The organism is Paraburkholderia sp. BL6665CI2N2, assembly GCF_004366535.1.
Classification (GTDB): Bacteria; Pseudomonadota; Gammaproteobacteria; order Burkholderiales; family Burkholderiaceae; genus Paraburkholderia.
This window is the reverse complement of record NZ_SORC01000001.1, coordinates 1,929,332-1,955,120: the sequence shown is the minus strand read 5'-3', so window position 1 is coordinate 1,955,120 and position 25,789 is coordinate 1,929,332. Positions and strand designations below refer to the sequence as shown.

General features: G+C 60.6%; 20 protein-coding genes and 2 pseudogenes. 5 read left to right on the top strand and 17 right to left on the bottom strand.

The features are described 5' to 3' along the window. Nucleotides 1-40 precede the first annotated feature (40 nt). Nucleotides 41-793 carry a helix-turn-helix transcriptional regulator gene (locus B0G81_RS08820; RefSeq protein ID WP_116123725.1) on the bottom strand — a complete coding sequence of 251 codons (753 nt, stop codon included), beginning with the start codon at nt 791-793 and terminating at the stop codon, nt 41-43. 167 nt (nt 794-960) lie between these two features. Here B0G81_RS08820 and B0G81_RS08815 point away from each other — a divergent pair, with 167 nt between their 5' ends. Beyond that, nucleotides 961-1,875 (top strand): glutaminase, encoded by a 915-nt coding sequence (locus B0G81_RS08815; RefSeq protein WP_134134553.1) that lies wholly within the window; start codon nt 961-963, stop codon nt 1,873-1,875. Between the two features lie 52 nt (nt 1,876-1,927). On the opposite strand, the gene B0G81_RS08810 is transcribed toward B0G81_RS08815, so the two are convergent. The 6 genes and pseudogenes from B0G81_RS08810 to B0G81_RS08775 all read right to left on the bottom strand — a co-directional run bounded on the left by B0G81_RS08810 (nt 1,928) and on the right by B0G81_RS08775 (nt 8,050). Continuing rightward, complete coding sequence (locus B0G81_RS08810) at nt 1,928-2,797, bottom strand: NmrA family NAD(P)-binding protein (protein ID WP_116121005.1); 870 nt, start codon at nt 2,795-2,797, stop codon at nt 1,928-1,930. A 232-nt stretch (nt 2,798-3,029) separates the two neighbouring features. After that, the gene (locus B0G81_RS08805) at nt 3,030-4,550 is read right to left on the bottom strand and encodes a transglycosylase SLT domain-containing protein (protein ID WP_134134550.1); all 1,521 of its coding nucleotides are present in this window, start codon (nt 4,548-4,550) and stop codon (nt 3,030-3,032) included. Between the two features lie 607 nt (nt 4,551-5,157). Next, complete coding sequence (locus B0G81_RS08795; RefSeq protein WP_134134546.1) at nt 5,158-5,676, bottom strand: Ohr family peroxiredoxin; 519 nt, start codon at nt 5,674-5,676, stop codon at nt 5,158-5,160. 334 nt (nt 5,677-6,010) lie between these two features. Continuing rightward, nucleotides 6,011-6,175, bottom strand: a pseudogene (locus B0G81_RS44515) (LysR family transcriptional regulator); the annotation flags it as partial. A gap of 257 nt (nt 6,176-6,432) precedes the next feature. Further along, nucleotides 6,433-6,999: pseudogene (locus tag B0G81_RS08780) on the bottom strand (cation:dicarboxylase symporter family transporter); the annotation flags it as partial. Between the two features lie 187 nt (nt 7,000-7,186). Next, entirely contained in the window at nt 7,187-8,050 is an 864-nt protein-coding gene (locus B0G81_RS08775; protein ID WP_134134543.1) for an amidohydrolase family protein, read from the bottom strand. Nucleotides 8,051-8,181: 131 nt separating this feature from the next. Here B0G81_RS08775 and B0G81_RS08770 point away from each other — a divergent pair, with 131 nt between their 5' ends. Continuing rightward, nucleotides 8,182-9,105, top strand: coding sequence for a LysR family transcriptional regulator (locus tag B0G81_RS08770; RefSeq protein ID WP_134134539.1), 924 nt, complete (start codon nt 8,182-8,184; stop codon nt 9,103-9,105). 413 nt (nt 9,106-9,518) lie between these two features. Here B0G81_RS08770 and B0G81_RS08760 read toward each other — a convergent pair whose 3' ends face one another. From B0G81_RS08760 to B0G81_RS08745, 4 genes are all read right to left on the bottom strand, one after another. Beyond that, nucleotides 9,519-10,706, bottom strand: coding sequence for an acetyl-CoA C-acyltransferase family protein (locus B0G81_RS08760; RefSeq protein WP_134134535.1), 1,188 nt, complete (start codon nt 10,704-10,706; stop codon nt 9,519-9,521). 149 nt (nt 10,707-10,855) lie between these two features. After that, a complete protein-coding gene (locus B0G81_RS08755) occupies nt 10,856-11,914 on the bottom strand; it encodes a 3-keto-5-aminohexanoate cleavage protein (RefSeq protein WP_134134531.1) in 1,059 nt (352 codons plus the stop codon). Between the two features lie 111 nt (nt 11,915-12,025). Beyond that, nucleotides 12,026-13,372 (bottom strand): MFS transporter, encoded by a 1,347-nt coding sequence (locus tag B0G81_RS08750; protein ID WP_134134529.1) that lies wholly within the window; start codon nt 13,370-13,372, stop codon nt 12,026-12,028. Between the two features lie 134 nt (nt 13,373-13,506). Continuing rightward, the gene (locus tag B0G81_RS08745; protein ID WP_134134527.1) at nt 13,507-14,565 is read right to left on the bottom strand and encodes a 3-keto-5-aminohexanoate cleavage protein; all 1,059 of its coding nucleotides are present in this window, start codon (nt 14,563-14,565) and stop codon (nt 13,507-13,509) included. Nucleotides 14,566-14,912: 347 nt separating this feature from the next. Between B0G81_RS08745 and B0G81_RS08740 the strand changes: the two genes are divergently transcribed. Next, the gene (locus B0G81_RS08740; RefSeq protein ID WP_134134525.1) at nt 14,913-15,926 is read left to right on the top strand and encodes an AraC family transcriptional regulator; all 1,014 of its coding nucleotides are present in this window, start codon (nt 14,913-14,915) and stop codon (nt 15,924-15,926) included. Nucleotides 15,927-16,028: 102 nt separating this feature from the next. Here the strand turns inward: B0G81_RS08740 and B0G81_RS08735 are convergent, their stop codons facing one another. Continuing rightward, the gene (locus B0G81_RS08735; protein ID WP_134134523.1) at nt 16,029-16,988 is read right to left on the bottom strand and encodes a LysR family transcriptional regulator; all 960 of its coding nucleotides are present in this window, start codon (nt 16,986-16,988) and stop codon (nt 16,029-16,031) included. A 99-nt stretch (nt 16,989-17,087) separates the two neighbouring features. On the opposite strand from B0G81_RS08735, the gene glaH reads away from it, so the two are divergent. Together glaH and lhgO are read left to right on the top strand one after the other, a co-directional pair. Continuing rightward, nucleotides 17,088-18,023, top strand: coding sequence for a glutarate dioxygenase GlaH (gene glaH / locus B0G81_RS08730; protein WP_243856399.1), 936 nt, complete (start codon nt 17,088-17,090; stop codon nt 18,021-18,023). Beyond that, the gene (gene lhgO, locus B0G81_RS08725; protein ID WP_134134521.1) at nt 18,020-19,306 is read left to right on the top strand and encodes an L-2-hydroxyglutarate oxidase; all 1,287 of its coding nucleotides are present in this window, start codon (nt 18,020-18,022) and stop codon (nt 19,304-19,306) included. Before glaH ends, lhgO begins: the two co-directional genes overlap by 4 nt. Nucleotides 19,307-19,409: 103 nt before the next feature. Here the strand turns inward: lhgO and B0G81_RS08720 are convergent, their stop codons facing one another. The 5 genes from B0G81_RS08720 to B0G81_RS08700 form a co-directional block, all read right to left on the bottom strand. Then, on the bottom strand, nt 19,410-20,024 hold the full coding sequence (locus B0G81_RS08720) for an alpha/beta hydrolase (protein ID WP_243856398.1): 615 nt from the start codon (nt 20,022-20,024) through the stop codon (nt 19,410-19,412). Between the two features lie 189 nt (nt 20,025-20,213). Continuing rightward, complete coding sequence (locus B0G81_RS08715) at nt 20,214-21,422, bottom strand: CaiB/BaiF CoA-transferase family protein (RefSeq protein WP_134134520.1); 1,209 nt, start codon at nt 21,420-21,422, stop codon at nt 20,214-20,216. Between the two features lie 180 nt (nt 21,423-21,602). Further along, nucleotides 21,603-22,898 (bottom strand): MFS transporter, encoded by a 1,296-nt coding sequence (locus B0G81_RS08710; RefSeq protein ID WP_243856397.1) that lies wholly within the window; start codon nt 22,896-22,898, stop codon nt 21,603-21,605. 816 nt (nt 22,899-23,714) lie between these two features. After that, on the bottom strand, nt 23,715-24,539 hold the full coding sequence (locus B0G81_RS08705) for a GntR family transcriptional regulator (RefSeq protein ID WP_134134518.1): 825 nt from the start codon (nt 24,537-24,539) through the stop codon (nt 23,715-23,717). Between the two features lie 236 nt (nt 24,540-24,775). Then, nucleotides 24,776-25,618 (bottom strand): TauD/TfdA family dioxygenase, encoded by an 843-nt coding sequence (locus B0G81_RS08700; RefSeq protein ID WP_134143031.1) that lies wholly within the window; start codon nt 25,616-25,618, stop codon nt 24,776-24,778. Nucleotides 25,619-25,789 lie beyond the last annotated feature (171 nt).

Sequence of the window (25,789 nt, the reverse complement as noted above, 5' to 3'; positions counted from 1 at the left end):
CCGACTCGCGCACCCTGTTACCGCGGGCGGCGGCGACGCGTTAGCGGAAATAACGTGCGGGCGTGTCGCCAAACGCGTCCCGAAACACCGCAATGAACGACGACACGTCGCTGTAGCCCACCTCGAGCGCCACCTGCGTGACGCTCGCGCCGGCACCCAGGCGTTCCAATGCGACCAGCAGGCGAAGTTGCTGACGCCACTGTCCGAAGGTTTGTCCCGTTTCCTTGACGAACAGGCGCGCCGCCGTGCGGGCCGTTACGCCGGCGGCTGCGGCCAGGTCTTCGAGTACCGCGGCGTCGGCCGGATTGGCGCTCAATGCGTCCGCGATCCGCTGGGCGCGTTGATCGCGCGGCCAGTTCAACCCTAACGGCGCAGTGCGCAGACCCGGCAGCCGGTCCAGCAACACCTGCACGAGACGCTCGGCCGGTTCATCGAGCGGTTGATCGCGCGGCAGACGGGCCGCGGCGATCAGCAACGCCGTGACCAGCGGGTCGGGCACGACGGCGCCGCTGTGCGGCGGAAGCGGCGCGGCGTCCGCCATGACAAAGAGCGAATGAAATTCGACGGGATGGACGGCGGATAAGCGGTGCAGCAAACCTGCGGGCATCCAGACCGCGTGACCCGGCGGTACGACCCAGCGCTCGGTTTCGGTGCGCACGATCAGCACCCCGGCGCTCGCGTGGATCAGCCGCGCGCGACGATAGGCGCCCAAGGGTTCGTCCAGCGTCTCGTACCGCTCGCCGGTCACGAAGACCGGTTGCTCGACGCCGTCTGGATCAAAAGTCTCCCTCATGGAGTCCGTTTTGCCCGGTTGTTGCGAGAAAGGCAGCAAGATTAGCATAGGCGGTTGAGGCGCTCGCCGAACGTCGCTCGCGCCGGATTGCGGCGCACGGCGACGTGCCGCACGAGCATTTCGCTCCGGCTTGCCAGTAGAATTGCGGCTCCAACGGTCCGAGCCCAATGAACTACGCATCCATCCTCGAACAGATCCGCGGCGATCTGCAGCCTTATCTGGGCGCCGGCAAGGTGGCCGATTACATTCCCGAACTCGCCACGGTGCCCGCCGACAGTTTCGGCATGGCGATCGTCACGGTATCCGGTGAAGTCTTTCGCACCGGCGACGCCGACACGCGCTTTTCCATTCAGAGCATTTCCAAGCTGTTCGCCTGCATGCTCGCGTTCCAGTTGCTCGGCGACGCGCTGTGGGAACGCGTCGGCCGGGAGCCGTCGGGCACCGCGTTCAATTCGCTCGTCCAGCTTGAAAGCGAGCGCGGCAAGCCGCGCAATCCGTTCATCAACGCGGGCGCGCTGGTCGTGACCGATGTGCTGTGCCGCCGCTTTGTGCAGGCCGAGACGGCGCTGGTCGAATTCATGCGACGGCTGACAGGCGAAACGAGCATCGATTACGATTCGCGCGTCGCTCAGTCGGAGCTGCAGCACGCCCACCGCAATCGCGCGATGGCGCACTTCATGGCGAGCTTCGGCAACATGGAGATGCCGCCGGAAGTGGTGGTCGATGCTTATTGCCGTCAATGCGCGATCTCGATGAGCTGCGTCGAGCTGGCGAAGGCCGCGCTGTTCCTGACCAATCACGGCGTGGCGCCGGCCACCGGCGAGCGGATTCTCGACACGAGCTCGGCCAAGCGCCTTTCCGCGCTAATGCTGACCTGCGGCACCTACGACGCGGCGGGCGATTTCGTCTACCGGGTCGGCTTGCCGGCGAAAAGCGGCGTGGGCGGAGGGATCGTCGCCGTGCTGCCGGGCGAGATGGCGGCGTGCGTGTGGTCGCCGGCGCTGGACAGCAATGGCAACTCGGCGGCGGGGGTGCTGGCGTTGGAGTGGTTGACGACTTATACCGGGCAGTCGATTTTTTGAGTGTTGCCGCCGTGGCGGGGCGCGCGGCGCTCGCCACGCCGCCTATGGCGACCTACCCCACCCGCGCCACCAATTCCGCCAGCACGGTCTCGTAAGCGGTCGCTCCAACCACCCGCTCATTCATCCCGTCCTCGAAATCGATCCACCCCGAGTTGAACCCATCGATCATCTCGATACGCGGCGCCGGCCACGCCGTGCCTTGCGTCTCGAACAACGCTTCCCACTGATCGCGCGGCACCGCCTGCGCCTTCACCGACCGCCCCAGCACGCCGCCGAGCAGCGCGGCGATCTCATGCTGCGTGTAGCGCTGCGGGCCCTCAATCTCGATCACGCGACGGCCCTGCCACGACTGCGTCAGCGTGCCGGCGATCACGCGGCCGATATCCGCGGTGGCGACCATCGGATACGCGCGCTCGAGTGGTTGCAGAAAGCTCGGCATCGCACCCGTGTCGCGGGCCGGGGCGATATCCCATAGCGAATTTTCCATGAACCACGCGGGCCGCAGGATCGCCGTCGGAACCGGCAGGCCGGCAAGCGCCGCCTCGAGAATATGCACCTGCGTAATCAGGCCGAGGCCGGACTCGCGCTGCCCGCCAATCGACGACAACGCCGCGACGCGTTCTGGCCGCGCCGCCGTCAGCGCCTGCTTCAGCACCGCCGCGGCCTCGTGGGCGTTCGGATACCCCGGCTGCGGCGCAAAGTTCGGCGCCACCATCACGAAGACACCCGCCGTGCCGCGGAACGCGGCGGTGAGCGCGTCGGCGTCTTCGAACGAGGCAATCGCCACGTCGGCGCCGCGCTTCGCCCACTGTTGCGCCTTGCTCTCGTCGCGCAGTACGGCGCGCACGGCATGCCCCGCGTCCAATAGCGCGCGTGCCGCCGCGCCGCCAACCTGCCCTGTCACACCGGTAATTGCAAACATGTTTGTCGCTCCTCGATTACGGCCCGTGCCGCGCTGAGAGGCATTCTCGGTGTTTCCGATCAATTTCACGAGAGCATGAATGTCATTTATTTAATGATTGTTTGGCATGTGATATGGGTTCTTTGAGGAGTGGCGAAAATCACGTCGCGCGATCCCCGCATTCCACCAGACGCGAAGCAGCCTCGCCGCGTGTCGGCGGAACCGTCGGCCACACGATTTGCGTTGCCCCCGGTCAGCCGCTCTGCTGCCGAACTACGCGGCTTCGCTGCGCTTGCGCTTCCTTGAGAAGGCGGTAGGACGCGTAGTACTTATAGATGTTTCGCACATACGTGGTCGTCTCGATGCCGATCTTCTCGGCCACCACGATCTCCACGTTGTTGAACCAGACATCGGGGTTGAGTCCGCGGACAGCGGCCTCCTTGCGCATCTTCGCGATGTTCCCCGGCCCGGCGTTATAGCTGGCAAAGGCGAATAACGGCCGGTCCACCTCAGAAAAATGGGCGTCCTGGAAGTAGCGGGTCATCAGTTGATCAAGATACTTCGCGCCGGCCTGAATGTTCCACTGGGTAACCTTGATGTCCCCGACGTTGAGTTCTTTCCCTGTGGCGGGCATTAGTTGCATGATGCCGACCGCGCCCACCCGACTCTTCGCATCCTGATTGAGCTGCGATTCCTGAAACCCTTGGGCAGCGAGCATCAATGGATCGAAATCGTACTGCTGGCCATACTTTTCAAAATATGCCACCGTCTGTCTGAAACGTTTGAGTTCGGCACTTTCCGTGTTGTTGTGAATTTGCTTCGCACCCTGCGCGTATTGTTTGAGGCGGATCTCCGTCACGCTTTGCTTCCTGATGACCTTCTCATAGAAGCCGCCGATCACCGCCTTCAGCTGGGGACTATTCTTGCGAATGGCCCAGCCGATGACGCCGCCCTCCCGCACCGCCATGTTCTCGTGCACCTTGACGTTCGGCAGCATCTGCGCCCACATTCGCGCCTTCCAGTCATCGACGACCAGGATCTGAAGCAGGCCGACGTTCAGCATCTCCATCGCATCTTCGTCTTCGAGCGCATCCGGTAGCAGCACGATCCGCATCGGTGGCTTGCCGGCCTGCCGGAAGCGGTTGTTCAGTGCAATCAGGCTTTCGTAATAGCTGCTATGGCGGCGAACCTCGACGGTCTTGCCCTTCAGGTCATCGAGCGTGGAAAGCGCAGGTGACTTCGGACCGGTCAGAACGAGTTCGCGCGTCGGCTTAAGCGCGTGTGCGGTAACAAAGTCGGCCTGCTTCAGGCGGTCCTCAGTTACCGTCAGATTGCCGGCTGCGATATCGCCGATGCCTTCCTTGAGCCCGGGCAGCAGCCGGTCGCGTGTTGTCGGAATCATGATGACCGTAACCGGGCGGTTGCCGAGGCGATCGGCGTACGTCTTGTTGACGAATTGCTCAAAGTCGCGCACGGTGTCCGCGGTCATCCCACGCTCATGTCCGCGATCATTGAAGTACAGCGTGCGGCTAAAGGGGGCGAGAACTCGAATCACGCGACGCTCGAGCATCGCGTCGAAATCGCCGCGCCAAGGCTTGTTGGTCAGATCGATGCTGCGTGCCGCACTCTCAGGAATCGGCGCGGACGCTGTCGGTGGTGCAGACGCAGATGGTGGCGCGGATGCCGGTTGCAGCGCGGCGCAATGTGCGCTCAGTAAGTAAATCCAAGCTCCAAACAAGCATGATAGCGGCCATGCACGAGGGAAACGCATCATAAACACCGAATTTTTTCGTATTGAGCCTTGCGCCCGGTCCGTTTGGACCGGCATTACACGGACGAAATCATCTGAGCTTTCGGGGTTTTTTGCGTACAGGCCCTAGACTCTTACAGCATAGTTGCGCCTGAAAACGGTTCAAGCCTTCAGCGTGACAGCACGCGTCTGTCGGACGTGTCACCGATCGATAAAGTCGCAGAAATCGCCAGAGGCGTTCCTGGGGTGATGTCCGTGACCAACAAACTGCCGCGCGTAGCGTCGCTCCAGGAAACGAGCGCGGTCGTATCGGTCTGCCATTCGATGCGCCTGATCGGCGCAACGCCATATACCGCACGCGCGGCCGCTGCGCGACTGCGTCGCTTGCGGCGCTCCGAAGCCTGGCGAACCGTCGAAGCGGCCTCGTGCCAATGCGAGCTTAGGCGTCCGATAATCTGCGACCACGGGTCGAGTCCACACATCTCCGGTTCTCATGCGATTTTCGGGAGCAGTCGCGTGCATCGCGAATCACGTCTAGCTTTCGAGTCTCATGGCTGCAGCACAGGCGCCCCATAATTGGTTCAACCTGCTGTCGCAACGGTCCGCACGTTCGCACGAAATGCGCGCGAAATTACGGCTTTGCTGCGCCATTCGGCCGCGCAAGCGCGACGACGCTCACGATCCCCTCGCGCGCCAATTTCGCGTAGGGACAGAAGCGTTCCGTGTTACGCACGAGTTCCTCCGCAATACAAGGTTCGACGCCCGGCAAATGAATGCGAACCCGCGCAACCAGATTGAACAGACCATCGACGGGATCGCGGCCGAAATCAACAGTAACTTCCACTTTTGCGTCGGCAATCGCTATCTCCGCCTTTGCGGCGAGCAGGTTCAGAGCGCCGTGAAAACATGCGGCAAAAGCGGCAGCGAACAACTGCTCGGGATTCGTCCCGCCACCCGGCCCGCCGAGCGGTTCGGGCATGCGCAGTCCGAGGTCGAGTTCACCATCGTCCGAGCGGACGATACCCGACGCTCGACCGTGACGCGCCTCGCCGCCCGAGACGGTTACGGTCGTCGAATACAGTGTCTGAAAGTCCTGCCCGAAGTACTTGTCGAGCAGGGTGAGCGGCGGTGGAAACAAAGGACTCGTCATGTGTGTGTCTGACAGCTGACAGCCGTTGGCCTACGCTGCGGCTCGTGACCGGCTGAACTGTGCGCGCAAGCTCGCAGTCTCCGAACACGGGATGGTCTGTGCCGCCGGCGTGTTGTCTTCAGGTTGTGCGTTCTGGTTCGGCGCAGACCACTCGTCGACAAGCCCGCTGGCGCTGAGGCCACCGCCGATTGAAACGATCTTCATTGTTTTTTTCTGTGAATGGTGTGCCGGACCGGCCTTGATGGGCCGTCAGCGTATAGGTGGATCGTAGGCGCGCGACGGTCCGTCGGGAAGGCTTGCGCCGCGATGCACCGTGTTGCCTCCAAAGCACCAATCAGCGTGCCGGCACCGCCATCCTCTTGGTCAGGCATTGCTGGTCGAGCGCGCGCGTTTGTTCCGCCATGTAGTCGATGAACACGCGGATTCTGGCTGGCAGATGCTCGCGGCTGAGATAACACAGGTAATGACCGCGATCGTCCGGCGCATATCGGGCAGACAGGAAATCAGTGTTTCTGAAACGGCCCTTTCCGCTTCCCGCGAACCTTGTTGCCTACCGATAAGACGCAAAAAGAAGTTTGACAAACTATCTTAAGATATATATCTTACGACACATCTTAAGACACATCTTAAGACACAAACGGGAGCACAACCATGCGTCACCACCACCGTTTTTCCCGTCCGCCCATGGCCGACGACCGTTTCCCCACCGGCCACGAACGCGGCGCGCACCATGCGTTCTGGCATGTCTTCGGGCACCGCCACGACTACGATCATGCGAACCAGCGGCAGGCCATATTCTCCGGTAGCCGCAAGCGCCGCCCCGAACAGCACCGAGATCAGCAGAATCTGCAGCACGTTACCGGTCGAGAATGCACTGACTACGGTGTCGGGAATGATGTGCATCAGAAAGTCGACCGTGTTCTGTTCATGCGCGGCGGTCGTGAATCCGGCGAGCGCTTTCGTGTCGATGGTCGCGGGATTCAGGTTGAAGCCTTTGCCGGGATGGAACAGATGTCCGGCCACGAGCCCAATGACGAGCGACACCGTCGATACGATTTCAAAATACAGCAACGCCTTGCCGCCGACACGCCCGACCTTCCTGATGTCGCCCATGCCGGCGATGCCGGTGACGACGGTGCAGAAAATGATCGGGCCAATCACCATCTTTACCAGCTTGATGAAGGCGTCGCCGAGGGGCTTCATCTGCACGGCGAGCGATGGCGCGAAATGACCGAGCAGCACGCCGAGCAGGATCGCGAGTAAAACGTGGAAATACAGCGTGCGATAGAAGGGTTTCTTCGCGCTGGGCGCGGGGGACGTCATGACAGCATATTGTTCATGACGCTGCTTCCTGATCGGCCGAGGGGGCCGCATTATCCGCATGGCGATGCATACCGGTCATCGTTGTCTCCTGATTCGAACAGTGAACGAAAAGCCGGTCGACTCCGGATTTCCGCCTGACTGCCATTCTCGGTGTGGCAGTTCAAAAGTTTGTTAGCCGAACGGCCCGCTAGAACCGGTAAAGCCGCGCCGGGTTAGTCACGAGCAGTTGTTCGCGCAGCGCCTCGTCCGGACAGAAGCGGAACAGCAGATCGACCAGTTCGCCGTCGTTCGGCATGTCCTTGCTGATGTTTGGATGCGGCCAGTCGGTACCCCATAGCACGCGGTCGGGCGCGGCTTCGATCAGGGTGCGCGCGAACGGAATCGCATCGTCGAACGGACGGCGGCCCGCGGACACGCGCTCGGCCCCGCACACCTTGACCCAGGCGAGCGGATTGCGCATCAGTTCCAGAAGCTGGCGGAACGGCTGCTGATCGACTCCGGCGTCCGCGCGTACGCGACCCATGTGGTCGATCACGAACGGTACCTTGATACGCGCGATCCGCTCGGCGTATTGGAGGATGTCCTGTGCATCGAGATGCAGCACGACGTGCCAGCCAAGCTGCTCGATACGTTCGAGCACGCGGTCGAAAACGTCCAGATCGGGCGCACCGCCCAGATGCGCGACGAAATTGAAGCGCACGCCGCGCACGCCGCGCGCGTCGAGATCAGCCAACTGTTCGTCGGTGACGTCGCCGTCGACAATCGCGACGCCGCGATAGCGTCCGTTGCCGCGCGCAATCGCATCCAGCATCGCGGTGTTGTCCGTGCCGTGGCAACTTGCCTGCACGATCACGCCGCGGCTCGCGCCGAGAAAATCGTGCAGCGCAACAAGGCGCTCGAAAGGGGCATCGGGTGGCGTGTAGCTACGGTCCGGCGCGTAAGGAAACTGAGCGGCAGGGCCGAATACGTGGCAATGCGCGTCACACGCGCCGGCAGGAAGTTGCTGAGAGGGTCGAACGGGGTGGGGATCCGGAGGCAGGCAGGATTTCATGGCACGTCGTCTCGATGTCATTGCCGCAGGGGGCGGATTGCTGGGTTGAATGCATTGTGGCCGTGACGATGGATGGATACAATCGCCATATTCAACTAGCTGATATGTGAATTTCACATGAATTGTCGAAAATGGACCTGAAGCAGCTCGAGGCATTCGTTCACGTCGCTGAACTCGGCAGCTTTACACGTGCCGCGATCACGCTGGACTCGAATCAGCCCGCCCTGAGCCGGCTGGTGCGGCATCTGGAAGTGGAATTGCGGCATACGCTGCTCGAGCGCACCGGCCGCGGCGTGACGTTGACGCCGGCGGGCCAGCGGATGCTCGCGCATGCCAAAGGTATCCTGCAGCAGGTGCAGCGCGCCTCACAGGATCTGGACGAGTTGCATGGCGCGCCCGGCGGTCATTTCGGCATCGGCATTACTCCCAGCTTCGCGAGAGTCGCCACGCATGAACTCGTCCGTAGCTTTCGTTCCTCCTTTCCCGGGGCGACTATCTCGGTGGCACAAGGCTTGTCCACCTATCTGATCGAATGGCTGATGATGGGTCGCATCGACGTCGCGGTCCTGTACGACACATTCGATACGCCGTTGATCGACAAGCGAACCATCTTTACTGAGGAACTGTTTCTGATCGGCCCGGACAGCGGCGATACACTCACAGAGGCAGTACGCGAGCCCACTACAACGATCACGCTGCGGGAAATCGTGCGCTACCCGCTCATCATCCCCGGCCGCATGCACGCGATCAGACGGATGGTCGAGGCGGCTGCTGCGGAACAGGGCGTAAGATTGCGGATCGAACTGGAGGTCGATGCAGTGACCTCGATCCTCGATCTGGTCAGCGAGGGTATCGGCTATGCAGTGCTATCGCTCAATGCGACTACGAGCGATGCACTCAAGCGGCGCTTCCAGGTGATCCGCATTACCGAGCCGACGCTCTTCAGCCGTCTCGCGATTGCAACCAGTAGCAAACACACGCTGTCGCAACTCGCCATTCAGGCGATCTCGATGCTCGAATCGAAAATATTGCCGCTCTATGGCACCGCTGCGTGACCCTGCGTTTAGATCGCATGTCCGCTCTCCTGGCCAACTCCACATCCCTGACCGCCGAACTGCTCAATCTCGCCTAACTGCGTGTGTTTACCGTTGCCGAATGGCAGTGCAAGCCGGGCAGCGGCGTTGCTCTTTCGCGCGCAATCAGCCGTGACGCGCTCCGTGCGGGAACTTCCATAAACCGCTTTAAAATCAGCGATCTAGCGGACGTTTTCGGAAGAGGTCGGAATAGCCCGGAAGGGCTCATGTGGCGGAAGGCAGCCGATTCCAACAGTTGACCGCAAATCCCCGCCAGGTTTGACTCCCACGCTGCTGAACCGCGCCATACCCATCATCCTACCCACACAGCGAGATCAATAGCCACGATAGACATCAAAGACGCGCGTTTTGTGGCGCCTATCCCGTCTTAGGCCTCACAGTCGCTCGAACACGGCCGCAATACCCTGGCCACCGCCGACGCACATCGTCACGAGCGCATAGCGTCCACCGATCCGTTGCAGTTCGTAGATCGCCTTGGTGGCGAGAAAAGCACCCGAGCAGCCGATCGGATGACCCAGCGCGATCGCGCCGCCGTTCGGGTTGGTCTTGTCCATGTCGAGTTCGAGCGCACGCGCCACCGCGATAGCCTGCGCCGCGAACGCTTCGTTGCTCTCGATTACATCCATTCGGTCGAGCGTTACGCCGGCTTTGCTGAGCGCCATTTTCGTGGCCGGGATCGGACCTTCGCCCATGATGTCGTTGGGCACGCCAGCCACCGCGTAAGAGACTAGTCGCGCCATCGGCTGATGGCCGGCGGCCGCTGCGACTCTGGCGTCGGCCAGAACGAAAAACGCTGCGCCATCATTGATACCCGAAGCGTTGCCCGCGGTCACCGAGCCGTCCTTCCTGAATGCCGGCCTCATCTTCGCCAGCGTCTCCATCGTCGTGCCGGGCTTCACGTGGTCGTCGGTGTCGAATATCACTTCGCCCTTCTTCGTGTGGTTGACGATGGGGACGATCTGCGATTTGAAGCGCCCCTCGGCGATCGCATGCGCCGCCCGGCGGTGCGACTCCACCGCCAGCGCATCTTGCTGCTCGCGCGTAATGCCCCATTTGGCCGCGAGGTTCTCAGCGGTCATACCCATGTGGCCCACACCGAACGGGTCAGTCAGCGTGGCGACCACGGTGTCGATCATTCGGGCGTCGCCCATGCGTGCGCCGCTGCGCATGGCGGTGGACAGATAGCCGCCGCGGCTCATTACTTCGACCCCTCCGCCGACGCCGTAGTCGCAATCGCCAAGCAGGATGCTTTGCGCCGTCGTCACGATGGCCTGCAGACCTGACGAACAAAGCCGATTCACCGCCATCGCCACCGAGTCCATTGGAAGCCCGGCCTGGATGGCGGCCACCCGAGCCACATAAGCGAAGCGAGCTTCGGTGGGAATCGTGTTACCGACGCTGACGTAGTTGATCACGGCCGGCTCGACGCCGGAGCGGGCGACGGCCTCTTTCATGACGGTGCCAGCGAGTTCCGCCGGTTCAATGTCGGCGAGAGTGCCGCCGAAGGCTCCGATCGCCGACCGGGCCGCTCCGAGTACCACCACATCACGCGTGCTTACCATGACTCTCCTTACGATTGAATGATAAAAGTCGGGCCGTGGACCAATCCACCAGTTAGATTTTTCAGGGTTGTTCCCGACAGTGCGCGGCGATCGACGAGGGGCGTCCAAGCCCGTACGCGCTGCCGCCAGACCAACTCGTGTTCAATCGTTCAACCGGCCTTGCGCAAGAAGCCCTGATTACCGCCGTTACGATTCGGCGCGAAACCGTTGGCCAGCAGCGTCTCTTCCGCGGTGTCGTAGAACACGCCAATCCTGCTGATTTCGCGCGCCTGCTGGGCAGTGGCCACCTCGCGGCCGAACTCGCGCGAGATGCGTACCAGTTGCTCGATCTGCTCGACCGTGCTCATCTTCTTCGTACGTGTCTGGTTCCACAGGCAGTCCTCAGTGCCGCAGCGCACATGCAGACCCATCGCGATGCCCATCATGTTGACCGGCAGCACGTTGCGCACCGAGCTCTCGACGGTCAGCACCGCGCCGTCGGGCGTGGCGCGCAAAAAGTTGGCAAGGTTGTAGATATTCGGCGCGTCCATGCCGCCGCTGATCGCCACCCAGTTCATGACCAGCGGACCCTTGTAGATGCCGCGCCGGATCAACCGTTCAACCGATTCGAAACTGTTGATGTTGTAGCACTGGAAAGCACTCTGAATGCCGGCCTCGCTCAGGCGCCGAATGTGTTCTTCGGCCCAGCCGGGCTGCGCCGGCACCGTCATCTCCTTGTAGGCATTGAAGATTGCGGGATTTTCCCTTGACGTGCCCTTGAAATCCGCCAGCTCCGCATGTTCCGTGACGTTCATTTGCGACGTGTTGATCGTCACCGTGACCTGATCGGGCTTGGGATCGAGTTCGGCCAGCATGTGGCGCGTGTCGTCGCTCAGCCATTTGGCGGCGGCCCCTTCGGTCTCGGGCGCGAAGCTGATCGAGCCGCCTACCTGGATGACCATCTTGGGCACCCGGGCACGCACGCCCGCGATCAATTCGTTGAACTTCGACAGACGCTTGCTGCCCTTGCCGTCGAGTTCGCGCACATGCAGGTGCAGTACGGTAGCGCCCGCGTTGTAGCAGTCCACGGCTTTCTGGATCTGCTGCTCCATCGTCACTGGAATGTCCTCGGGAAAATCGGAGGGTAGCCATCCCGGTGCATAGGGTGCAGCAGTGATGATGAGCGGTTGCTGGTTTTCAGGGTACAGGGAGCCGTCGAGAAAGTTCATGTCGTGTTTTTAAAGGCAAGTTGGGGGCAAGGAAAGGAATAAGCTGCCCGCCGTCCGTGAAGGAGAAAGTGCTCCGTTGTCGATGCGTCGTCCGGGCTTAACACTCCCCGCTCAGGCCGCGGTGCTGGCGCTCAAAGTGTCGGCGAGCGCCGGCTCTACAACCAGCTTCACATCGGAGATCTGTGCTGCATCCGCGTCGTCACTGCGCATAGCGATGATGAAAAGCACCGCAGCCAGAATGCTGCACAAAGGAATCACCGTGAGTGCCCGTTGCAAACCCCATTGATCGGACAGGACACCCGCGAGGAACGGACCCACCGCCAGGCCGAACAGGTTTTGAAACAGGGAAAGCACCGCCGCGCCGGTAGAACGTACTCCGGGATGGATGACGTCCATGGCGACGCCGGCAACCACGCCCACCGTGCAATTCATGAACAAGCCGCCAAGCAGGATCAGCTTGAACTGGGTATTCCCCGTGTATGTGCCACCGAACGCCGCCATGAAGATCACTGAAGTGATCAGGCACAATACCGACAGCGCCGGCAGCTTGTTGCGCGGCTTGCGAAGCGCAAGCCGGCCCACCACGATGCCCCAGAACGTGCAGCTAAAGGCGCCGACGAGTACCACCGCCGCTGCCGCCTTGGCGGCCGCCTCCGGGGTCATGCCGTGGAAACGGTTGAGGTAGCTGGGCAGCCACGACCAGATTGCCGACACGGTAATCAGTTGGCTCGCCGCTCCGGCGCAGACCCACAGCAGCGTGCGCGTGCGCGCCAGCGTGCCGAAGATGTGCTTCAGCGTGCCGCCCAGCGACGTGGCCGGCTGGTTCAGGTTCGGCTTCAGCGCCACAGTCTTGTAGTCGCGCACGAACAGGTAAAGCAATGCCAGTACGAGCCCAGGCACTCCGACCACACCGAACGCTGCCTTCCAGCCCCACCTTGCCGCAATCACGCCGCCCAGCATTACGCCTAGCACCGAACCTAGCGACGGAGCGGCGAAGAACGCGCCGAGCACGGCGCTCCGCAAGCGTTTTGGAAACAGCGTCGAAATGAGGGCCGCTCCCACCGATCCATAGCCGGTTTCACCCACGCCTACGACCGCTCGCGCCACAAACAGTTGACTGTAATTGGCCGTGAACATGCATGAGACGGTGGCCAGGCTCCATGCGATCGCCATGACGACGATGCTCTTCACGCGGCCCAAGCGGTCGGCCACCAGCGCTACGGGCAATCCACCCGCGCCCACCACGATGGAGACGATGGAAACCAGCGAGCCCAATTGTTTGTCGCTCAGATTCCACTCGGCTCTGATGTGGGGAAATAGCGAGACGATCACCTGTCGGTCGATAAAATCGAACAACATGAGTGCGAAGGTCATCGCAAAGGCAAACCAGGCCTGCCGCCTGCTCGTCAGGTAGTCGTCGTTGCCGACAGCCTCCGGACCGTCGGGCATCACGTTCATGTCTGTCTCCTGATATTTTTATAAATACCGGCTGCGGCTAGGGACGCTAGCTGACTCGCCGGACCGTGTCTGCATCGTCAGACTTAACGCCGCCGTTTCTCAGGGCGTGCGATATGGCTCGCTGTCTCGGCGGTTCACACGGCCTTGCGCAGGAAGCCCTGATTGCCACCGTTACGGTTGGGTGCGAAACCATTGGCCAGCAGCGTCTCTTCCGCTGTGTCGTAGAACACGCCGATCTTGCTGATATCGCGCGCCTGCTGAGCAGTGGCCACCTCGCGGCCGAACTCGCGTGAGATGCGCACCAGTTGCTCGATCTGCTCGATCGTGCTCATCTTTTTCGTTCGCGCCTGGTTCCAGAGGTTGTCTTCGATGCCGCAGCGCACGTGCAGGCCCAGCGCAATGCCCATCATGTTGACCGGCAGCACGTTGCGCATCGAGCTCTCCACGGTCAACACCGCGCCGTCTGGCGTCGCGCGCACGAAGTTGGCCAGATTGTAGATATTCGGCGCATCCATACCGCCGCCGATCGCCACCCAGTTCATGACCAGCGGACCTTTGTAAACGCCGCGCCTGATCAACCGCTCAACCGATTCGAAGCTGTTGATGTTGTAGCACTGGAAAGCACTCTGGATGCCGACCTCATTCAGGCGCCAAATGTGCTCTTCGGCCCAACCAGGCTGCGCGGGCACCGTCATCTCCTTGTACGCGTTGTAAACCCCCGGGTCCTCCATCGAGGTTCCCTTGACGTCTTCGTCCTCCCAGTGCTCCACGACATTCATCTGCGACGTGTTGATCGTCACCGTCACCTGGTCGGGCTTGGGATCCAGTTCGGCGAGCATGTGGCGTGTGTCGTCGCTCAACCATTTGGCCGCGGCCCCTTCCGTCTCGGGGGCGAAGCTGATCGAGCCGCCCACCTGGATAATCATCTCGGGCACCGCATTACGCACGCCGGCGATCAGCTCGTTGAATTTCGACAGACGCTTGCTGCCCTTGCCGTCGAGTTCTCGAACGTGCAGGTGCAGCACGGTAGCGCCCGCGTTGTAGCAGTCCTCCGCCTTCTGGATCTGCTGGTCAATCGTCACTGGAATGTCTTCCGGGAAGTCGGAAGGCACCCACGACGGTGCGTAAGGCGCGGCCGTAATGACGAGAGGTTGCTGGTTTTCAGGGTACAGGGAGCCGTCGAGAAAATGCATGTCATATCTCCGGAAGCAAGTAAGTTTAGGGAGATGAAGCAGCGGACCGGGTTGATAAACCCGTCACTCGCCAAATGGAATCGACTATAAAGAGCGTGCCTCCCGGGCGCTTTGCAACTCGCGCCAGAGACTTCACATTTCATGACAGGGCATCGGCACGTTGATATCAGCGCGAATCAACGCGGGCACAATCGCGGTCGTGATCCTTCATAAACAGATTGCGCGCTGAACCGGCAGCTCGCACCGGCATGCCTAGCATTCCGCAGTGTGGAGATGACGGGTTTCCCCCGCTTGACATTACATGACAGGGACTTATCCTTTCGTGCCATTCTTCTATTTTGTTTCCGATGTCGTCACTTGTTCGCGCCGCGAGTTTGACCAACTTCAGCGAGGTTGCTCGTGCAGCCGGACTGGACCCGGTGCGAATGCTTCTTGACGCCGGGTTGAGCCCAAGTGTGCTGCGCGAGCCGGACCTCATGATTCCGGCCGAGCGTGTCGGACAACTGCTTCAGGCGTCCGCAACCCTGTCAGGCAACGAGAGTTTCGGGCTGTGCATGGCGGAGTCGCGCCTCCTGTCCAACCTTGGAGCCGTGGGACTGCTGATTCGCGACCAGGCGACGCTGCGCGATTCGCTCGACATGCTGATGCGTTACCAGACCTTGCTGAACGGTGCACTGTCGATGGCTGTCGAGGAATGCGGGGAACTGGTCATCATTCGCGAGGCGATCATCGCTGGCCACGCGGATCAGCCTACGCGTCAAAGGGTTGAATTGGCACTGGGCGTGATGGTCCAGCTGATACGCCAGCTCCTCAAAACCGAGTGGCAACCGCGCAGCGTATGCTTCGAACACCCCGCGCCGCGCGACACGAGTGCGCACCAGCGGTTCTTTGGCGGTTGCGTCGAGTTCGGCTATGACTTCAACTGCATCATCTGCGCGAAGTCGGATCTCGATACTCGTAACCCCTCCGCCGATCCGGCGATGGTCCGCTACGCACAGCAGTTGCTGGACGCGTCCGTCATGTCGCAGCAAAGGACCATGCTCGAAGACGTACGGCGCACGATCCTGCTGCTGTTGCCCAGTGGTCGCTGTGGCATCGAACAGGTGGCCGAGCACCTGGGCGTGGTGTGCCGCACGGTACAGCGCAGACTGGCGGAACAGGGGCAGAGCTTCTCGTCGATCGTGAACGATATCCGCAAGGAATTGTGCACGCGTCATGTCATCGAAAGTGACCGGCCGTTGACCGAGGTCGCTCCCCTGCTCGGTTTTTCCGCGCCGAGCGCATTCTCCCGCTGGTATCACGGGCAATTCGGCTGCAGCGCGAAGGAAAGCCGGGCGGCACGCGGCACGATGCGCCTATAGACGACACCCTCGCAGGCGAGAGGCCTTGGGCCACGTACATGCTGGCGGCGCGGCCCGACGACAACAAAAGATAAAAAAGACTCAGCTCGAATCTATGTAGCTTCAGCGGCTGCCAGACGACACACGCGGTTGGCTAACGCGATGCACGGTGCTTCCCTGACGCTTCGCGAGGCCGCCGTATGACAGCGCTGTATCGGTGAACACCCGCACGCAAGGCGAATGCTCGCGAGCACGATATGCCACCGCGAGTTCAACCTGATCCTTGAAGTCGCTTACGGGCTTGAACACCACGCCGGGTTGAGCGAACCGCCGAATGGATTGCGGCACGAGCGCGACGCCATAGCCCGCCGACGCCATGCTGACCGCAGTAATGAAATCATTGACGCGATATTCCGGTTGCGCATCGAACCCGCCGACGCGCCCGAGCCTGGCGAGATCTTCCGCGAAGCCGGCAGCCTCATTGAACTGTGGCGCAATGAAAGATAACCCGCGTAACTGCGCAGCCTTCACGACTTTCGCGCGTGCGAGTGGGCTATCTGCCGGCAGAGCAATCAGCAAGCGTTCACTCTGCACGACCTTTGCCGTGACGCCGTCGGGATAGTGCGCGCGAGGCCGGATAAAACCAATGTCGATGGTGCCGTCCGACAAACGTTCCAGCTGCGTCGGCGTTTCCATCGCCACGATGTGCACGCGCACGTCCGGGCTTCTTGCCCTGAATGCTGTGAGCGTGTCCGGCAGCAGCCCGGCCGTCACAGCCGAGCCGATATAACCGAGCGCAACGTGACCCGCTTCTCCTCTTGCCGCCAGACGGCCAATGCGGTCGACACGCTCCAGTTGCCGCAGCGCTGCCTTCGCTTCGACTAGAAAGACGTCGCCTGCGTTGGTCAGCGTGATCGTCGCGCGCTTATTGCGGTTGAGCAGCCGTACACCGAGATCGGTTTCAAGCCTTTTGATCTGCTGACTGAGCACCGACTGTGCAATGTCGAGCCGGTCGGCAGTGCGGGCGAAATGCAAATCTTCCGCCAATGCGACAAAGAGCATGAGCTGCCGGCTATCGACCATCTTTAATCTCGATTTGCGAATAAAAATCCAGTTTAAACGCATTTAAAGAAACGCGGTGAAGGAGTCAAATAGCCAAACTTTCTTCCCCAGGACAACTTCATGAGTTCCGTCACCGCACTACCCATGACCGGATCGGCCGATTCGCAATTCAAGTTTTCGATCGAGCGTCATCCGCATCACGAACGCCTGCGTCACGTCACGGTGCAAGCCGACGCTTTGCGAAAATTCTTTTCCTCAGTCAAAGACATCGACGTTCAGAACCTCGAATACGTGCCATTCATGCGCTTCATGCTCGCGGACGCGCTCGAGCGCGTGGTTGGTAACGGTTTCGCATCGACACTCCGGCAACTCGTGCGGGATCGATCCGCGGGAGGATTTACCCTCGGCGTGCAGGGCGTAAGCGCCGACCCGCGCGACTTCGTCCGTTTCGGAACGGCAGTCGGATGCCTGCTTGGACCGCCGAATCACGACGCCATGTCCGGCACGTACTACGCTCGCTTCCTCGTTAAAGACACGGACGACAGCGACTCCTATCTGCGTCAGGCATACCGGCTCTTCACGTTGCACACCGACGGCACCTTTGTCGAAGAGCCGACCGAATGGCTGCTCATGATGAAATTCGCGGAAGAGAACGCGATCGGAGGCGAGTCACGCTTCATGCACATCGACGACTGGAGCGAGCGCGACACGTTCCTCAACGATCCGCTCGGCACGCGACCATTTCTCTACAAGGCACCCGGTTCGAAGAACGTTGATGCACAGGTCGAGCGCCCGGTGTTCTTCCAGAGCGAATATGGTCTGGCGATGTCGTTCATCGATCAATTCGTGCAACCCCGATCATCAGACGAAGCCATTTATCTGCATGACCTGTCGGCGTCGATGGAAGCGTCACCGGCGACGCGCGAGGTACCGCTTCCTGTAGGCGATCTCGTCGTGCTCAACAACTATTTCTGGTTGCACGGCCGGGCGCCGTTCCAGAAGCACCCGGCGCTTCATCGTGAACTGATGCGCCAACGCGGAGTGTTCGCTAAATGACTACCGTCCGGCATCACCGAAGGTATGACGCGGACGTACTGATCGTGGGCGGTGGCATCGTCGGCGTATCGACGGCCATGCAACTGATCGAACGTCATCCGGGTCTCAGCGTGCTGCTGCTCGAGAAGGAGGCTTCGCTCGCGGCGCACCAATCCGGGCACAACAGTGGCGTGATTCACGCCGGCGTGTATTACGCGCCGGGAAGCCTCAAGGCCGAATTTTGCAGGCAAGGCGCTGCCGCGACCTATGAGTTCGCGCGCCGCCATGACGTGCCGGTCGAGCAATGCGGCAAGCTGATCGTCGCGACCAAAGAGGTCGAAGTCGAAAGACTGAATGCGCTGTACGCACGTTGCCAGCAGAACCGGCTCGAGCCGCAAATGCTCGATGCAGCAGCATTGCGGGAACTCGAGCCTCGTATCGCGGGTCGCGCTGCGATCCGTGTGGCAACCAGCGGCATTGCGGACTATCCGGCCATGACCGAGACGATGGCACGGCTCGCGCAGGAGCGAGGTGCGCAGATCCTGCTGAGCCAGCGTGTCGACGCGTTGCACGAGGATGAGAACGGCATTACGGCACAAACCTCGGGTGGCAGTTTCCGTGCAAGGCATGCCATCGTCTGTGCGGGCCTGATGGCGGATCGCCTGGCGAAGATGTGCAATGTCGATCTTGACTTTCGGATCGTCCCGTTTCGGGGCGAATATTATCGGCTGCCAGCGCAGAAGAACGACATTGTGAAGCATCTGGTCTATCCGGTACCGGATCCCGCTCTGCCTTTTCTCGGCGTGCATCTGACGCGCATGATCGGCGGATATATCACGGTCGGCCCAAACGCCGTGCTGGCGTTGGCGCGCGAGGGTTACCGTTGGCGCGACGCAAATCTGATGGATCTTGCCGGTATGGCAGCCTTCCCGGGTTTCTGGAAAATGCTTGGACAACACGGTGCGTCGGGCCTCATCGAGATGCGCAATTCGCTGTGGAAACGTGGCTATCTGGAACTGTGCCGCCGATATTGTCCGGAACTCATCTTGTCCGATCTGGAGCCCTATCCGTCCGGTGTCCGCGCGCAGGCCGTAATGGCAGACGGCAGCATGGTGCATGACTTTCTGATCCGCTCGTCTCAGCGCAGCCTGCACGTGTGCAACGCGCCTTCTCCAGCGGCAACTTCAGCGTTGCCGATTGGCGCCTATCTCGTCGATGCGTTCGACAAGCGGTTCGATCTTGCTCCGCTTACTCGGGCGCACTCGCCAGACAGGATGCATGGTTTGACGAGTACCACCGGATAAGCGAACGCTCAGGTGGCTCGCATGGCGACAGTTCGACAGCCACGCTGTTGCGCTCAGGTGAAACGGCGCCAAGGCACCTTGGGAAGATCTTCACCGTTGGTGATCACCCGTTTCGATAGTTTGAGGCTTGGGCGCTGCCATCGCTCGGCCACGAGAGTTCGCGAACGAACTCTTCGGCCTGCAGCCATTCGCCATGCCCCGAGGCTGGATTCAGATGCCCGACTTCACCGAGTTCGACGAAGCGACTGCCCCAGCCGAGCGCGAACTCGCGGGCGCGCTCAAGACGCGTCAGCGGATCGTTGCTGCCTGCCGCGACGATGCTCGGAAACGGCAATGTCCCGCGCGGGATCGGCAACCAGCCGTGATCTTTGAGTGTGTCGGTCGTCGGGTAACCTGGTGGCATGGGCGTCTCGAGATCCGCAGGGGCCGCAAGCAGTGCGCCGCGTATCTCGCGGGTTGCGCTCCTGGCCGCCCAGTGGGCGACCATCATTGCGCCCGCGCTGTGCGCCACGATGATCACCGGCCCCTCGATGGCGGCAAGAGCACGGTCGATCGCGTCGACGCGGGCCGCGCAACTGAGCTTGTCGTGCTCAAGCGGGGCGACGCTACATACACGGGGCAGCTTCGCCGCCAGCAGGGTCTGCCAATGGTCCGATACATGGTCGCGCAGGCCGGGGACAATGAGAATGGTTGGTGTCATAGCGTTAATGTGGATCATTCAGTAGCGTGTCACGGACGATGGCGGTGCACTCCATTTTGCGGTGGCACGAGGGTTAATTCATCACTGCGGCTGAGAGGTCACATCTCAGCGCACGCTCGGTGCCGTTGCAGAGGCCCGATCCGGTAGCGGAGCATCCCGACATCGGATCGCGTAGTGACGGGCGTGATGCTCCGTCCGCGCGGAATGTCAAATGACGCCGTCAGCCTTCAATCGCGCAACTCGTTCAGCAGATAGCCCGAGCAACGCCTGGAGCACGTCCTCCGTGCCCTCCCCCAATCGAGGCGGCGCGCTTCGCACCGGCATGCGCGCGCCGTCAAAGCGCCAGGGCGGAGCGAGGACTTGTGTGCTGCCAACCTCCGGATGCGGATGCGTCGTCACGAGTCCGGCATCCGTCGCGCGCTTCGAGGTCAACGCTTCGTGGAGCCCGAGGACTTCACCGCATGGAATGCCGGCCCGCATTAAACGATCGAGCAGATCGCGGCGCGCTCTACGTCCGATCTCGCGATCGATTTCGCGCACCAGCACCTCCCGGTTCGCTGCGCGGCCGATATTGGTCTGGAAGCGATCGTCCTCGGCAAGATCGGGACGTTCGATCACCTCGCGGCAGAAACGCACAAACTGATTGTTGTTGCCGACGGTGATGACGAGCGGACCGTCCGCGGCGTCGAACACACCGTATGGCACGATCGAGGGGTGCGCATTTCCGTACCGCGGTGTGTCCTCGCCCGTGATCAGCGCTTCCATCCCGCAATACGAGGTGATCATCAACCCGCAATCGAACAGCGCCATTTCGATGTGATGTCCCTTGCCGGTCCGTTGACGTTCAAAGAGGGCCGCCAGAATGGCCTGGGCCGAGTACATGCCCGTGAACATATCGACCGCGGCGATCCCGAACTTCAGCGGGGGCTGGCTGGCTTCGCCGTTGAGCGCCATCAGCCCGGCCTCACCCTGAACAACCAGATCGTAGCCGGGACGTGCGGCTTCCGGGCCCGTGCGGTCATAACCGGAGATCGAGCAGTAGATCAAGCTCTCGTGATTCAGCTTCAGTTGCTCGTATCCGAGACCGAGCTTCTCCATCCCGCCCAACTTGAAGTTCTGAATCACGACATCGCTCTTCTGAGCGAGATCCCGTGCGATCTGCTGGCCCTCGGCGGTTTGCAGATGGAGGCTCACGGAGCGCTTGTTGCGGTTGACGCTATTGAAATAGGCCGTTTCGGTCGATCCGACGCGCAAGCCCCAATCGCGCGTATCGTCGCCGCGTATCGGGTGCTCGATCTTGATGACTTCCGCACCTAGATCGCCCAGCACCATGCCGCACCACGGACCCGCCAGCACGCGGGAAAGATCGAGCACGCGCACGCCCGCGAGCGGCAGCGAAGAATGAAGGGTTGCCATGGCAAGTCCGTATTGGCAGGAGTCTTTAGTGAATTGCGAAGGAAGATGCTTTTAATGACGCGAATGAGCAGTCGGATCGCGACGCACGGCTGCGAAAAACCCGGCCTGCGTCCACTCGATGTGCAAGCATCGCTTCGATCGTGACGAAACGCGTAGCGTAGTGCGCGGCGGCAAGCACGCTCAGCAGCGGCGCGCTTCTGCAATGTGGCACCGCCGGCCGAGGACGTACACCGTCAAGGGCAGAACGGCCGCAAGCGGAAGCCAGCGCAACGCGCCTTGAAGACCAACGGCGTCCGCTATCACACCGGTGAAAAAAGGGCCCGCAGCGAGGCCTAATATATTGTTAAACAGCGTCAGTGTGGCAAACGCCGAGCCGTGGATAGCTGGCGGTGTGGCTCCAGCAATAATCGCGCTACATGTGCCGAATGAGCTCGCAAGGAAAAATACCGCGGGTGCAAGTAGCGCGAGTTGCAGATTGCCCGGCGGCAAGCGGAACGCGATCTCCAGCAGGAGGCCTAGCACGAGGCAATAACCAATCGCCATGTTCCACCGCTTAAGCGACGAGCCTCCGCTGATCCGGTCGGTGATCACACCGCACAGGAGTTGGCCCATGCCGCTGACAAGGACAAGGCCGGCCGCCACTACTGCAGCCTTGCTGACAGGCATGTCCCAGTATCGATTCAGGTAGCTGGGTAGCCATACGAAAAGAGTGCCCTGAATAAAAATCTGCAGAGCGCTGCCGAGGTATGCACAAAGGACGGAACGGCACGGGAACAGGCCAGCGAAAAGCGCGCGGGGCGTCAGTTTGATCCGCTGGGACTGCTGCGTTCCGTTCGAATTGTCCGGATGCGCTCGCGCAAGCCTCTTTTCGGTGACTACAAAGAAGTAAACGATCACCAGTACAAAGCCGAAGATCGCCATCAGCCCCATCGACCAGCGCCAGCCAAAGTGGGTCGCGATGATGCCGGAAAGCGAAACTCCGAGCACGGACCCAAAGGCAGCAGCAGACGTAAAACCGCCGGCAATCGTAGAGCGCAGATGCTTTGGAAAAATGCTCATGAGCATCGCAAGGCCGACACTTCCGTACGCAGCTTCACCAACACCGACGAAAATGCGCGCAACGAACATCTCGTGGTAGCTGCTGGCAATCGCGCACCCGAGCGTGGCAACACTCCACAGCGCTGCCATCAGCGCAATGCTTTTGACGCGCCCCCAACGGTCCGCGACGATGGAAAACGGGAGGGTCAGCACGCCGACCGCCAACGGCACCACGCCGCTAATCGAACCAAGCCGTGTATCTGAAAGCTGCCATTGCACTTTCAAGATTGGAAACAAGGCATTGAGCGCCTGCCGCGACATATAGTCGGACAGTAAAAGGCAGAACATCAGCGCGAATACGACCCACGCGTAGACCCGGGCGCTACTGGTCGCCGCCGCCGGCTCGGCCGGCATTGCGTTGCTTGTAGAAAGGTTCAATTCTGTCTCCTCCGATGCTTCGCTAAATTTATATTGAATCTTGCCACCTGATGCCGTCCGGCCTGCGGGAAGCAATTCCTTCTACGTCAGAGCCGGCAGCGGTCTATTTTGACCGTCTGCATGGCATTTCGATGCTTATTTCAGGCATCGGATCATTTGTAGGGTAACGCCAAACCGTCGCTCGTCTGATCCTCGATCAGGACTGGCGTTCATCAGTCCGTTGCTTACTGTCGCTGCCGCGCGAAGGGTTTGGGACGATGAACCGCACTGAAAAAAGAACGATGCTCGCGAGCACGAACAAGCGCTGCATAAGCGTTGCGTCCAGGTCCTCCCTGCGGTCGCAGAATTCAAGACAACACGCATTAATTTCAGGATAGCACTGACAACAATTTTTGGCGACATTAATTATTAATGCGTGTTAGCGAACGTCATAACTGGACGCGCAGACGCTTCGTTCTTAAGTTTCGTAAACTCGGGGCGAAGCGATGGTTCGTACTATTGATTGGTTTTATGACGAAATGGTCCACGGCCACCGCAGGCCGTTTCGTCGGATCCTGATGAACGTTTGATATGTGACGTGCGATCTGATGCCACGCATCGAATCGCAGAAGATGAAGGACTATTGCCCGCAGTGTACCGGCCTGCAGAGGGATGACTGGGCGCAAGATCCCCGCGGCCGGCGCGCAGCAATCAACCGGCGGCTCCCGCGTGCGGTGTCTGCTCTTCGGTCGGCCTACCCGACGTCGAGGAGAGGATGATGCGCGGGAAGCAAAGTCGATTGCGACGACATGACATTCCAGGCACGTACGGACCGACTTACTTTGTAGAAGCGGCCGACACTGCGGTTCGCGCTGCCTTTGTGGTGCGTGCCCGCTGACTCTCCGCCGGTTTTGCGACGATTGCGCGAACGGCTGCATCTCGGGCATCGTCCAGGCGCGAAGCCGCAAGAGAAAGCAGCAAATTGTTGTCCCGCTTGATCGCGGCCTTCTGCAACGCGTGCCAGACTTTTAAAGAGGCGCGAACCGATTGAGGCCTAGCGACGAATCCTAGCCGGACGTAGCGCAGGGTTCGCAACGAGATGGAATGCAAGACATCGACCAGAAGCCGGTTGCGGCACAGGTCGACCGTATTGAAATTGAGCAGGAAGCTTTCCACGGCATAGGCGTCTACCGACTCCTCGGCCGCCTTGGTCAGTCTCGGCATATGCGCGGTCAGCAACGCCTCGAGCTCGGCTGGGTTTTCGCGCGCCACCTGCTCAAGCATCGTGACGTAAAGAACGCTACGCACGCGGAAAATGTCCCGCAGTTCATTCTCGTCGGGTGCCGTAACGATCGCCCCACGTCTCGCCTGAAATTCAACCAGGCGATCCCGTTCCAGTATTCGCATTGCTTCGCGGACCGGAGCGCGGCTGACGTGCAGCACCTCACTGATATCTTTCTCCAGCAAGCGTTGTCCCGACTTCACCAGATCGAGCGTAATGACCCCGGCCAGCCGTGCAGCAATCTGTTCGGCAATGGGCACCGAGGCATAGGCCCAGTCCTGCCCGCGCAACACAGCCCGCTCGACTGCCAGCATCAGCGGATTTTTGGGCGTGAGGAGCGCGGAAAGGTCGGGAAGGTTTTGCGTTTTATTTCGGGCCATGGCGTATAGCGGAAACAATTTTGGTCGAATTTAATCCTTCGATCATTATAGTCTCCGGCATTGTAATGTCGACAAAAAACTCCCGGTCGACGGCCGCAGCGAACATTCGGTGGAGGCAGTAAGGATGACACCCATGACGACGCGCTGATCGAGGCGAACAATATTCCATATAAAACCGAACCGTGACCGCCGGCTGGAATTCGATCACCTCGAATCTCGCAAGGAGAAGCCAATGCCTAGTATGGCTGGTCGCCTTCGATTCCTGCTCGCTCCATCTTACGCGGAGCAGGCCAGTAATCCATTACCGCGTAGTGCTGCGTAGGCCGGTTGTCCCAGACTGCGATGCTGTTCGGCTTCCAGCGGAAACGAACCTGATATTCAGGAATCGATGCCTGACTCTGCAAATAACTCAGCAGAAGACTCGCACCTGGCGTCTTATCCAAGCCGTAACGCACATTTTCAACTTTATGGTAATTGATGAAATGCGTCGTGAAACTGCTGACGTATAGAATCTTTTCCCCAGTCTCCGGATGCGTCCGCACGACGGGGTGCTCCACCTCCGGATTCTGCGCCGCCAATTTTCTTCGCTCTTCAGGATCCATTGCCGCACCGAACGAGTGCTCAATGCTGCTCTTTGCTCTCAATCCGTCGATGCGCTTCTTGACGTCTTCTGGCAGTTGCTTATAAGCCTCCACCATGTTCACCCAAATGGTGTCTCCCCCGACTTCTGGACATTCGACGCAGCGCAGCACGGCGCCCATAGACGGGTTCGGCCGCCAAAGTCCGTCACTGTGATAGTTGTTCTCGTAAGGGTTCTTTTCTTCCGAACGATAGATCCGCACGAGCCCCGGGTGTTCCGGATCGCTTCCCGCTACGGGATGATCTTCCAATCTCCCGAAACGGCGCGCAAAGGAGATGTGTTCTTCGCGAGAGATATCCTGATCGCGAAAAAAAAGGACACGGTGCCGAAGCAACAGAGCCTTGATTTCTGCGAACAGCGATGCATCGCGAGACGCATCCCCCAAACTCACACCGGACACTTCGGCCCCAATGCAAGCGGTCAGTCTTTCCACCTTAATCATGAGCGATATCTCCTCTGTATCTGGCGGGAATTTCGCCAATTCACCCGCCGTCGCTGCGTATCCGCAACTTTACGAAACCATAAAAGAATGTTGGCTCGCATCTGTATAAGCAAGATAGCAGACCGATCAATTCATGTCGACATTAATTTAATGTATGCTGTGACGTGC

Excerpts from the sequence above, each read along its gene's own strand:
- B0G81_RS08820 (WP_116123725.1), bottom strand. The coding sequence starts at position 793 with ATGAGGGAGACTTTTGATCCAGACGGCGTCGAGCAACCGGTCTTCGTG.
- B0G81_RS08815 (WP_134134553.1), top strand. The coding sequence starts at position 961 with ATGAACTACGCATCCATCCTCGAACAGATCCGCGGCGATCTGCAGCCT.
- B0G81_RS08810 (WP_116121005.1), bottom strand. The coding sequence starts at position 2,797 with ATGTTTGCAATTACCGGTGTGACAGGGCAGGTTGGCGGCGCGGCGGCA.
- B0G81_RS08805 (WP_134134550.1), bottom strand. The coding sequence starts at position 4,550 with ATGATGCGTTTCCCTCGTGCATGGCCGCTATCATGCTTGTTTGGAGCT.
- B0G81_RS08795 (WP_134134546.1), bottom strand. The coding sequence starts at position 5,676 with ATGACGAGTCCTTTGTTTCCACCGCCGCTCACCCTGCTCGACAAGTAC.
- B0G81_RS08775 (WP_134134543.1), bottom strand. The coding sequence starts at position 8,050 with ATGAAATCCTGCCTGCCTCCGGATCCCCACCCCGTTCGACCCTCTCAG.
- B0G81_RS08770 (WP_134134539.1), top strand. The coding sequence starts at position 8,182 with ATGGACCTGAAGCAGCTCGAGGCATTCGTTCACGTCGCTGAACTCGGC.
- B0G81_RS08760 (WP_134134535.1), bottom strand. The coding sequence starts at position 10,706 with ATGGTAAGCACGCGTGATGTGGTGGTACTCGGAGCGGCCCGGTCGGCG.
- B0G81_RS08755 (WP_134134531.1), bottom strand. The coding sequence starts at position 11,914 with ATGAACTTTCTCGACGGCTCCCTGTACCCTGAAAACCAGCAACCGCTC.
- B0G81_RS08750 (WP_134134529.1), bottom strand. The coding sequence starts at position 13,372 with ATGAACGTGATGCCCGACGGTCCGGAGGCTGTCGGCAACGACGACTAC.
- B0G81_RS08745 (WP_134134527.1), bottom strand. The coding sequence starts at position 14,565 with ATGCATTTTCTCGACGGCTCCCTGTACCCTGAAAACCAGCAACCTCTC.
- B0G81_RS08740 (WP_134134525.1), top strand. The coding sequence starts at position 14,913 with ATGTCGTCACTTGTTCGCGCCGCGAGTTTGACCAACTTCAGCGAGGTT.
- B0G81_RS08735 (WP_134134523.1), bottom strand. The coding sequence starts at position 16,988 with ATGGTCGATAGCCGGCAGCTCATGCTCTTTGTCGCATTGGCGGAAGAT.
- glaH (WP_243856399.1), top strand. The coding sequence starts at position 17,088 with ATGAGTTCCGTCACCGCACTACCCATGACCGGATCGGCCGATTCGCAA.
- lhgO (WP_134134521.1), top strand. The coding sequence starts at position 18,020 with ATGACTACCGTCCGGCATCACCGAAGGTATGACGCGGACGTACTGATC.
- B0G81_RS08720 (WP_243856398.1), bottom strand. The coding sequence starts at position 20,024 with ATGATCCACATTAACGCTATGACACCAACCATTCTCATTGTCCCCGGC.
- B0G81_RS08715 (WP_134134520.1), bottom strand. The coding sequence starts at position 21,422 with ATGGCAACCCTTCATTCTTCGCTGCCGCTCGCGGGCGTGCGCGTGCTC.
- B0G81_RS08705 (WP_134134518.1), bottom strand. The coding sequence starts at position 24,539 with ATGGCCCGAAATAAAACGCAAAACCTTCCCGACCTTTCCGCGCTCCTC.